Source organism: Candidatus Symbiopectobacterium sp. (assembly GCF_020054415.1).
Classification (GTDB): domain Bacteria; phylum Pseudomonadota; class Gammaproteobacteria; order Enterobacterales; family Enterobacteriaceae; genus Symbiopectobacterium.
On sequence record NZ_JAHWCO010000005.1, the window covers coordinates 1 to 9,419 of the forward strand.

A 9,419-nucleotide genomic window follows, 5' to 3' on the forward strand; every position below is an offset into this window, starting at 1 on the left:
AGTCCAGTGAAACGACGGATCCTCGCAACGCAAAATCATGCAGTTAGGCCTCATGAGAAAACTGTACACCTGAGGTGACAAGCATTTTCTACCAAAACTGGCTTGGCAAAACAGCATGACTCACTATTATTCAACAAAGCCATTAAAATGCTGATCGCTCCGGGATGCATCACCACGTTCTGGATTTAACATACTGATTTTACGTCAAGGGAATCCGCAGCCTTTATGGCTACGCAGCATAATATCTATTTATTCAACAAAGCCGTGTACAGGCTCAAAAGCCCGACCCACATTTATATTAATGGCATCGTTCATGAATCAGGCGATAGAGATCCTGAACATAGTTAACATCGTCCAGCGCATCATCTTTAATATTAAGAGCAAACTCCTGTTCAAGCACTAACATAAGATCCATCATCATGAGTGAATCAGCCAATAGGTCATAGTATAGATGTTTCTCCGGTAATACATCTGCATAGGAACAATTTATAATAGAAGAAACCACATGATTTATGCGTTCCTCAACGTTTTGATTCATTACAATTCCTTTTCAATCTGATAGGACGAGGCGATCAAGATGACGTCAGATCGCTTTCACCAAACAGGACGACGGCCTCTCATCCTAACAGGATGTTAACGGTTCACTTTTTAGCAAACCTGTCAGTGTTAATATAAGATTGCTTTGCCGTAGCACCTTGCCTTCCCGTCCAAAAAGGACCTTTGTAGCCAGTGTTGCCCGCAGCAGTAACCGTATTTTTCTCTCCAGAAGACGCCACCTGGTGACGATTGGCCAAAGAGGGCTCTCTGGCAGCGCTGATGTCGGACGCAGAATCCTCCAGTAACACATCATCTGTGGTTTCAACCTTCGAGGTTTCAGGTTCAACGCGTGCTTTGTGTTGAGAGACACCTGCAGTGTGCTCAACGCCACTGGTAACCGGGGTAGCTGCATCCGTTTTGTTTACAGCGCGCCTTTCAATGGTGCTGCTTGAGACCGCTTTGGCCAAAGGTTCATCATCACGCACGGTACTACCTAGCCTGTTTAGCGCATGGCTTACTGTAGATGCATTTGAATCCGATGCATATTTTTTGAAATCTGCGGCACCGGTCCTACCCGTTATGTGTGGTCCCATATAGGTATCAGACTTTGGTTTGCTGATACCAGCAGCATTGTTCAACTGCTGTTGTTGACGTATTGCTTGTGCAGGTGAAGTAGTGGATTTTTGGGTGTGTGTCTCAAACACGTTGTGCGCTTTCTCGTTGGCTTTATCCTCGTCAAGCTCAACGGTTTTTTCTACCCCCGCTGCGTTTGATCTTGTCAGCAGCGCTTTTTCATCACGCCCTGAAAGCGGCTCTCGCCATCCAGCCTGGGTATCGGTTTCAATAATCGTTTTTTTTGCTGGTTGCCAATAACGTTTAAACTCTGCGGCACCAGTGCGTCCTGTTCGGTTTTGCCCGATATAAGGCTCCCCCCCCTCTTGCGACCGAGGCTCAGATGATTGCACAATCGCTGCGTTGCTTTTGGCTTTGGTTAACGTCGTAGCAAACTGCTCCCGTTGCCGAGTGAATGTCGCTGCATGAAGCGCTTGATTCGCTCCCCTATCGCTAACAGGATTTTCTCCTGCCTTAACGTGAGGGTTAGGATGACTGACATTCTCATCACGTGAACGAATACCATCACTTTTAATCCCCGTACCAGCATCGTTAGAAGGCGTAATTGGAGACTCCTTTTTTTTATCAACTCGCCCGCTATCAGAGGACTGCTTGTATTTCTGAAATTGCGCAGCGCCCGTTCTACCCGTGGTAAAGGGGCCAATATAAGCAGTCTGGTACGCTGCCATCGAAGAACCAGGGTTACCCACTCTCTGAGGCTGCGCCTGTGGGACAGAAGTGCGCACATTCAGCTCGGCATTGGTTTCTGGCGTTGAAGATGCCTCTATGGGTAACGCCGGTCCATCGATATCATCCCCCCCTGCATGCCCTCCCACTGTTGCAGGTGGAGTCAGCGTTTCATTGGAAGGTTTGTTACTGTTAACCGTAATATCTGACGTACCCGCTGTTGTCTCAAGGATATCGTCAAAATGTTGAGACTGGGTTTTCACTGTAGATGAAAATACAGTTTCTTTTTGTGGTTTCGATTTATCAGCATTAATTTTAATTATAAAATCACCGTTATATTTAAAATTACCCCTATCGCCAATAATAAATTTACTAAAATCATTTACATTGGTGCTATAATCATTATAAATGTAAGTTACACCCTGATTTTCCTTGCCAGCATCAGCATCTTTTTTTACAGGAACTTCATTCTTGTCATCATTGTTTTTGGGCACCCCTTCCCGCTTCAAGTAGTCCTTAAAGAGATCTAACTTGATTGGCTGATGAGAAAAAAGAGCACCAGCACGCAGGAATCCACTCGTTGCATTAATAACATTTTCCATCTTTTCAAAAATGCGGATTGATTTACGGAAAGGGCCATTCTCCCACTCCTTATGTAATACATCACGCAAATGACTATCCGACACAGAATCAATTTCCTTCATAACCATGATATGAATTTCTTTATTATAATCTAAGCCTTTTGATATTGCCGCATCGGAAATTCTATCCATAAATTGATCAAATGACTTGAGTGCTTTAAAGCCTTTTCTCGAAGAACCCGTAACTGGTGAATCAAAACCTAACTTATACTTATTTACATTGTCGACAAGAAATTTAACATCCTTCTTTATAGCATCAATACTAGAAATATCGTTATCTGCACATGAGTCATGCAACTTTTGAGTCATAACCAATGCTAGCTTAACTTTTTGTACTGATTGACTATTACTACCAGGAGCAGATAGTACCGATAAAAAATCATCAAATCCATTGATATCTTTTTTATTTTTCCAAAAATCAATCGCATCCTGTTCCATTTTTTTTGAAAAATCGGTGCTGTTAGGAAGTGAGTTAAAGAAATTATTAATTCCTACCGTATCTTCAGGACAATATTTCTGATCCTTCACATTCTCATTTAGCACTTCATTGCGCTTCGAGTTGTTCCTAACACTCATAAAATCTTTCTTAATACACAGAGCGGGGTCTTGAGCCATCTGCTTTATCAAGTCTATTTTGCCTTTGAGGTTCCCGCCAGAAGTTTGGTATTTTTTATTGGATTGACGCGCGTTTTTTAGTGATTTAAATTTAACATTTCTCTTTATTCCTCTAACAGCAGGATAAGAATTACGCACTGTGTGTGTATGTATAACTTTATTATTCATCATACTACCTCCCTAAACAAAGAATTGCTTATCGCACTCCAAAAGGCTTGAAATTGTGCTACTCAATACTTTAACTAAATTATCAAACGTGGAATGCGCGTTTGCAAATTTCTGGGTTAATGTTTGCAAGCTGTTTTGGATGTGATCTTTTTGCATATCAACGCTAGTCTGCCATGCAGACCACTGTGCTGCGTTGAACGACATATCTTTATTTTCCACTGAGTTATTAATAGTAACCAATGGGCTAATATCAATATGAACAATATAAGTGCCATCGGGTAGCTTATGAATACAATCATCTGCACTGAGCCCGAACTCTTTTGCCCAAGATTCACAATCCTCACGGCTAGCCCCTTTAACCGTAGACCCAGTTTGAACTGGAAACAATGTCGTTGACAAACCTGGAACAGGATATTTATCCATCAAATCTTGAAGATTTTTTTTGAATCCATTGCTATCCAGAATAGTTTTATCACCATCCGCGGAAATGAATTGTGGCAACTTGGACATAAAAACAGAAAAATCTTTATAAAACTGAGAATCTTTCTCAACTGCATGTTGAAAAATATTTAAATAGCTTTCAGACATTTCCCCAATTGCACTAGAAATTAAGTCATTAATCTCTTTACTTGATAAGGTACTAAACACGTCAGAATTCGAGAAACTGGAAACCGGAGTTACATAGGAGGAACTCCCCCGTTCTGCCAGCGTCAAAAAGACCGGCTCTTTTGTATCAGACGACAAGGCCTTATTTTTCAATTCAGGATTCTGTAAAAACATATCATCGATAACACGCATTCTTTTTTTTACATCATGACTGAGCAGCTCTCTCCGAGCCTGGATAGTCTTCATTTCATCAAGAAAGCCACTACTATTTGAATTTTTTAAAAAACCCTCCAACTTTCCAGCATCAGCCATGATAAATGAGAAAGGACGGAGAAGAATGCGATGCGTACCATCACTGCGGGGTAATATATTCATCTCATCAGCGATCGGTTCCTGCAAAAATAAATTATTAGCAGATTGATCTTGTGAATAGCTATCAACCCGAGATGATGGCCTTGTTGTAGATAATATTTCCATGTTTTCCTCTGAAGAAACCGCCTGTATCAACAGGCGGTTTTATATCATTATCAATGTGTAGCAATTACATTTTGGTGTTATTGGCAACAACACTGGCAGTATCGCTGATGTCTTTCGCAATACTTGTGAGCGTTGCCAACAATGCAGCCTTGAGCTTTTCAGCATCCTGGGCTCTTTCATCGTTTCGTTGGCTCTCCTGCATAAAGACATCTTTATCAAATTGCCGTAATTGCTGTAGGCCATTCTGCTCAGCCTGACTCATTATCATCGGAGAGGAAGAAATGGTTCCCATTGCCGCCGCCCCGCCCTGTAACGCTTGCCCAACACCAATTTGTTGCTGTGAGGCGCTTAGGGTCGTTTGGAGTTGAAACTCTTGTTGCTGCGTCAGCAGGCGTTCACGATTGGGGGATTGCTTCAAGTGATTCATATCTGGCGACCACGTCGGATCGTTCATATCCTTCGCACGTGAAAGCGTTGTTTGAGCATCGAGTTTATTCCCCAGACTCTTATGCTGAGTAACGCCGGCACCCTGAATCTCATACCCTTTAATAGCGTGGCTGTGCCCTTTGTGGGTCTTGATTCCGCCAGCCAACGCCATACCACTTGTCACAATGCTACTGGTAAGATCCTTTTTAAGCTGCTCTCGAGCAGCCTGCATACTGTGCTCGACAGAGCTTTCAAGGCTTTTCTTGCTGGTTTCCAGCATCTTGTTTTTCATGCCTTGTTCAGCATGCTTGCTCAATAACGCGGTTTTCGCCAACTCAATTAGCGGAGCAAAACGCATGCTGTTATAACCACCAAGAAAACTTGTCGTAGACATGATTTTCTCTGACCGGTTAGCTATCTCTTCCTCCGGAACTACAGACACTTTTTCATTCTGTGCAGGCACCAAAGCGCTACTTTGAGAATACAAAGAAATTTGTTTGCTTAACAAATTCGCATCCGTGTCAGAAACCGGCTTGGTTATATCAGGAATTCGAATATCAATACCAACAAGGTGGCTGGATGCGTGCTGTACTAATATCGTTCTATTTTGATTCAAGTCAGCGGTATCTAAAGGTTTGGAATTTGATTTCTCGATGAAACCGGTATTATCCATACCTTTACGATGCATCTCTTCAGGAAGAGAAGTCGCTCGCTGTTGGAACACGGTATTATTGGGGTTTGCAATAGATACTGCCATAACGCCTCCTATTAGGCTCTGATATTTCTTACAACACTCTTCCCAGTGTTGGCTTTACTACTTAACATGTCAGACAAAGTCATATTTACCGATTGAGATACTTTGGAATCCTCTTCATGGTTAGCAAGAATTTTACTAATAAGATCGCGCAAAATGCTGACATCCATTGCAGCCAAATTAAAATCGGCAATAGCTTTTGTCGCCTGGAGCCTGATATTTGAAATATTAATACTCATTCCACTTTGAACAACAGGCATCGCCGTGTGAACGCCATTTTGCAACATTTCCAATCGTTTCAATGCAATGTTACCTAAGCGTTTCGCATCTTCAGGATCGTTTAATTTCAATACTTTCATGACATTGGTATTTACTTTATCTGAAATCATATCCAACTTTTTATTAATCTCTTTTGTAATTTTCCCAACCTGTTTTGTTACAGATTGCATGCTCCGACTTAATGCCGCACTCCCTTGTCTCATAGAGTTATTAACAAGTTGCGGCATAATTTTATTAATGACCTGCGTTATCGCCTGCTTGATTGACTGCATAATGGCAGAGGTCATTGCCTGGGACATTTTTTCTATCATGAATTTGGCGGCTGTTTTAGCCACTAAAGAAATAGCAACAATGGCAGCAATAGTCACTGCGGCAGTGACCACCATATGGATGGTATCCATCATGTTGGCACCCGTCGCTTTATCGATGGCATTTAGCAGCAATCCGAGTGGTGTTTTATCAAAAATCTGCGTGATAATATCGCCAAGAATATTCATGAGGGGCATAAAAATATGCTCCATGAGGGGATTCATCACCATTTCCGTTAATGACTTACCGGTAATAGCCGCAACAATGGGGTCAGCAACCATCAACGCGATACCGACAGCCATTAACGCCACACCACCACCACCAAATACGGTAGTAATTGCCCCTAATGCAATCGCCAGGCCGCCTAAAACTTTACCAATACAGCTTGCCATTTTTTGTGCTTCTTCCGCTTTACGAACCTGCTCTTCGTATTCATCAGATTTACGCTGCATTTCAGCCTGACGCGCTTTTGCTTGAATGCGGTTCAGTTTGAGATCGTTTTTTAGTTTTTCAGCAGACGCCTCTTCCATTTGCATAATAAACTCGGTGATCAGCTTGATCATGACAGCCGTTTTAGTCAGCGCTTTCTCTGATTGCACCACTGCGTTGCTGGATACGACACCACCTTTTGATGTCAAGTCCACATCGTTGTACTTTGTATTCATTTCTGCCGTACTGGCATTAATGTCATTCAGGACGATCTGCATAGCAGCAAGCTTTTGCTCCGCAATCGCGCGCGCATCGGACAACGTTGATTGAGCATGGTCTAGCGCTTTTTGCGCATCAGCAATCTCCTTTTTCGCTTGCGTTACGTCATGGTTATCTGCCAGTGATGGATTATCAGGATCGGTACCACCTAATTTTTCTAACAATTCATCCAGCGAGCTCTGCGCCTCATCAAGCTTACGTTGCGCTTGAGCCACATCATCTGTTACACCGTCAACACCCTTTTGCGCCTCGTTAAACTCAGCCTCGAGGCCATCGTAAGATTGGTGCAACGCATCCAGATGTGCTGACAGCTCACGAGCTTTATCCATGCGCGCTTCTGACTGGGTCAAAAAGATGTCCAGGGCATTGGCACGTCGCGTCGCGTCCATCCCATTGGTGATCTCCTGATACTGCGCCATTAAAAACAACATTTTCGCTTTGCTAGTTAACGGTGCCGATTGGCGGATTGCGGGTGACTCGACGTTCTCCGAGGTTAAAGATGCCGTTTGTGCAGAGACATCATCAGCAATCATTTCCCTGGCACGTTGTTGGGCCAATTGATCAATAGCCTTTCCCTTTACCTGAGAAATATGCGTCTTTGATGAAATTGCTTCGCTTACTTTTCCAGTATTGGATGGCAAATTAGCAAGATTTATTACTTTACCTGTTTTGGAGACATCCATTTATTTAAGACCTATAAAATTAAACGGTTTCCTCAGAGGGCTTAGCGTTATTTAACGCTTCACTCTCTCCCATATTTTGACGAATCGTACTCATATACGTTTTAGCTTTGGCAACTAAAGATGAATCCTCACAGCGTGAGCAAATAATATCAAAGCACTGTAATGCCTTAACAACATTCCCCATAAGCAGTTGACACTGTCCAGAATAAAAGACAGGGTTGAAATCATTCTCAGCCATGACATAGGCCAGTGAATAAAAATCACACGCCTTGCTATAATTTTTCTTTACCTGGTTAACGGCACCCAAACCAATAAAGTAGTCTGAATTTTTAAGATCATAGAGGCAAAGAAAATGGAACAAATTTTCCGCTTCATCTAACTGGCCATTTTTGTATGCCTGATAAGCATACGCGTAGACATTTTCCATCATGTCATCAGTAATGCCATGAATCTCTTTTAATGTCGCCCCATGTTCCAATGTTGCGGTCATTAATAACGTTGCTTCCTGCTCGGTGATAACACCAGTGTTTTGTTCCATTTTCACTCTCCTCAGTAGGGTCACCGCTTACTGCTGATGACCGTTATTAAACCATGCGTTTATTTGATATTCACATAAAGAACGCTCATTCACCGTGCATTCACGGGGGCGAGGAATTCTCATTTTCCCAAGCACTTTCAACCTGTTGCAACCAAACAAGGATACCAATGACATTATCCAGCTCCTCAATGCTGACAAAAGAGTATCGCTGATGGGTTTTAAATATTCGTCGTGCCAACTTAATATCTTCAACGACAGGAACGCCCACCTTCTCAGCATAAGCTCTGACTGCAAGTGCTCTCTGGTTTCTCTCGAGTACAGAGATAAATGGAATACCCACCACCTCCATATTGAGATAGATCCCAACCGCAATATGAGTTGGGTTAGCAATAATTACTGCTGATTTTTCAATGTCAGTTTTTATTTGTTCAGACAATAGTTCAGCATGCAGTTCTTTACGCTTATATTTTATTTCCGGATCACCGTCCTGCTCTTTGAATTCTCGTTTAACCTCCTGCTTGTCCATTTTGAGATCTCTTATATGAAGGAAGTACTCGGCAAGCGCATCTAATACAAATACCAATAGCGCGCAGGATAAACATAGATATATTAATGCGCCAAAGAGTTTCCCCCACACTAGGAATATGTGTACGGGCTCAGCATTGAGCTGAGAAAAAACCATATGTTTGTGTTTATTCCAAAATACCATAGCGGCGACGATAAAACTCGTCAGGAAAAGTAAGGTTTTCACGACATCTTTTATTGTACGCAAACTAAATAATTTATTGAAACCGTTAACAGGGTTTAAGGCATTAAAATTCAGTTTCAGCGCTTTACTGGCAAGCAAAAAACCGGTTTGCAATAGCGTTGGAAACACAGAGGCAGCAATACAAAGCAATAGGAAAGGCAAAAATAACTTTAGCCCTGTCCAAAACATCGCTTCAGCATAACCAAGCGCATCGTGAGTAAAACCATTTTCGATGACAAGTCGCCACATGGACATCAACTCAAAGACGCCAGAAAAATTAATCAGGTACTGCACGCCAAGCAATATCAGACAAGCAATGACCAAATCCTTACTTTTAAACGACTGACCTTTTTTCGCCGCGTCTTTTTTCTTTTTGTCAGTCGGCTTTTCCGTTTTACTTCCAGACATAAATTCCCTTTATACTTCAGGTTCACGCTGACGTGATAACCACGACATCACCAGGGCTTTGTTGAATAAATCAGAACTTGTAACGACTGCGCCCCATACGGGTCGATTGTTACGTGATGCGAATACTGTTCGGCATTCCTAATAGCGTGATCCGGTTAAGCACTTTGACCATGGCTATGGCTTCACCCACCTGAGCATCGTAGTCTCTCAGACTTAGATGACC

General features: G+C 42.4%; 7 protein-coding genes and 1 pseudogene. All 8 read right to left on the minus strand.

The features are described 5' to 3' along the window. Nucleotides 1–298: 298 nt before the first annotated feature. Entirely contained in the window at nucleotides 299–538 is a 240-nt protein-coding gene (locus QZ506_RS00190) for a phosphopantetheine-binding protein (protein WP_291968272.1), read from the minus strand. 103 nt (nucleotides 539–641) lie between these two features. Next, complete coding sequence (locus QZ506_RS00195; RefSeq protein WP_291968273.1) at nucleotides 642–3,260, minus strand: hypothetical protein; 2,619 nt, start codon at nucleotides 3,258–3,260, stop codon at nucleotides 642–644. Between the two features lie 12 nt (nucleotides 3,261–3,272). Continuing rightward, nucleotides 3,273–4,343 carry an IpaD/SipD/SspD family type III secretion system needle tip protein gene (locus QZ506_RS00200; RefSeq protein ID WP_291968274.1) on the minus strand — a complete coding sequence of 357 codons (1,071 nt, stop codon included), beginning with the start codon at nucleotides 4,341–4,343 and terminating at the stop codon, nucleotides 3,273–3,275. 64 nt (nucleotides 4,344–4,407) lie between these two features. Continuing rightward, on the minus strand, nucleotides 4,408–5,526 hold the full coding sequence (locus QZ506_RS00205) for a hypothetical protein (protein WP_291968275.1): 1,119 nt from the start codon (nucleotides 5,524–5,526) through the stop codon (nucleotides 4,408–4,410). Nucleotides 5,527–5,537: 11 nt separating this feature from the next. Next, nucleotides 5,538–7,502: a type III secretion system translocon subunit SctE gene (gene sctE / locus QZ506_RS00210; protein ID WP_291968276.1), complete on the minus strand. Its 1,965-nt coding sequence runs from the start codon at nucleotides 7,500–7,502 to the stop codon at nucleotides 5,538–5,540. Nucleotides 7,503–7,521: 19 nt separating this feature from the next. Further along, nucleotides 7,522–8,040, minus strand: coding sequence for a SycD/LcrH family type III secretion system chaperone (locus QZ506_RS00215; RefSeq protein WP_291968277.1), 519 nt, complete (start codon nucleotides 8,038–8,040; stop codon nucleotides 7,522–7,524). Between the two features lie 100 nt (nucleotides 8,041–8,140). Further along, nucleotides 8,141–9,196, minus strand: coding sequence for an EscU/YscU/HrcU family type III secretion system export apparatus switch protein (locus QZ506_RS00220; protein ID WP_291968278.1), 1,056 nt, complete (start codon nucleotides 9,194–9,196; stop codon nucleotides 8,141–8,143). A gap of 109 nt (nucleotides 9,197–9,305) precedes the next feature. After that, a pseudogene (locus QZ506_RS00225) lies at nucleotides 9,306–9,419 on the minus strand (IS5/IS1182 family transposase); the annotation flags it as partial.

What these genes read in the sequence shown, in the direction of transcription:
- QZ506_RS00190 (WP_291968272.1), bottom strand. Translation starts at nt 538, where the DNA reads ATGAATCAAAACGTTGAGGAACGCATAAATCATGTGGTTTCTTCTATT.
- QZ506_RS00195 (WP_291968273.1), bottom strand. Translation starts at nt 3,260, where the DNA reads ATGAATAATAAAGTTATACATACACACACAGTGCGTAATTCTTATCCT.
- QZ506_RS00200 (WP_291968274.1), bottom strand. Translation starts at nt 4,343, where the DNA reads ATGGAAATATTATCTACAACAAGGCCATCATCTCGGGTTGATAGCTAT.
- QZ506_RS00205 (WP_291968275.1), bottom strand. Translation starts at nt 5,526, where the DNA reads ATGGCAGTATCTATTGCAAACCCCAATAATACCGTGTTCCAACAGCGA.
- sctE (WP_291968276.1), bottom strand. Translation starts at nt 7,502, where the DNA reads ATGGATGTCTCCAAAACAGGTAAAGTAATAAATCTTGCTAATTTGCCA.
- QZ506_RS00215 (WP_291968277.1), bottom strand. Translation starts at nt 8,040, where the DNA reads ATGGAACAAAACACTGGTGTTATCACCGAGCAGGAAGCAACGTTATTA.
- QZ506_RS00220 (WP_291968278.1), bottom strand. Translation starts at nt 9,196, where the DNA reads ATGTCTGGAAGTAAAACGGAAAAGCCGACTGACAAAAAGAAAAAAGAC.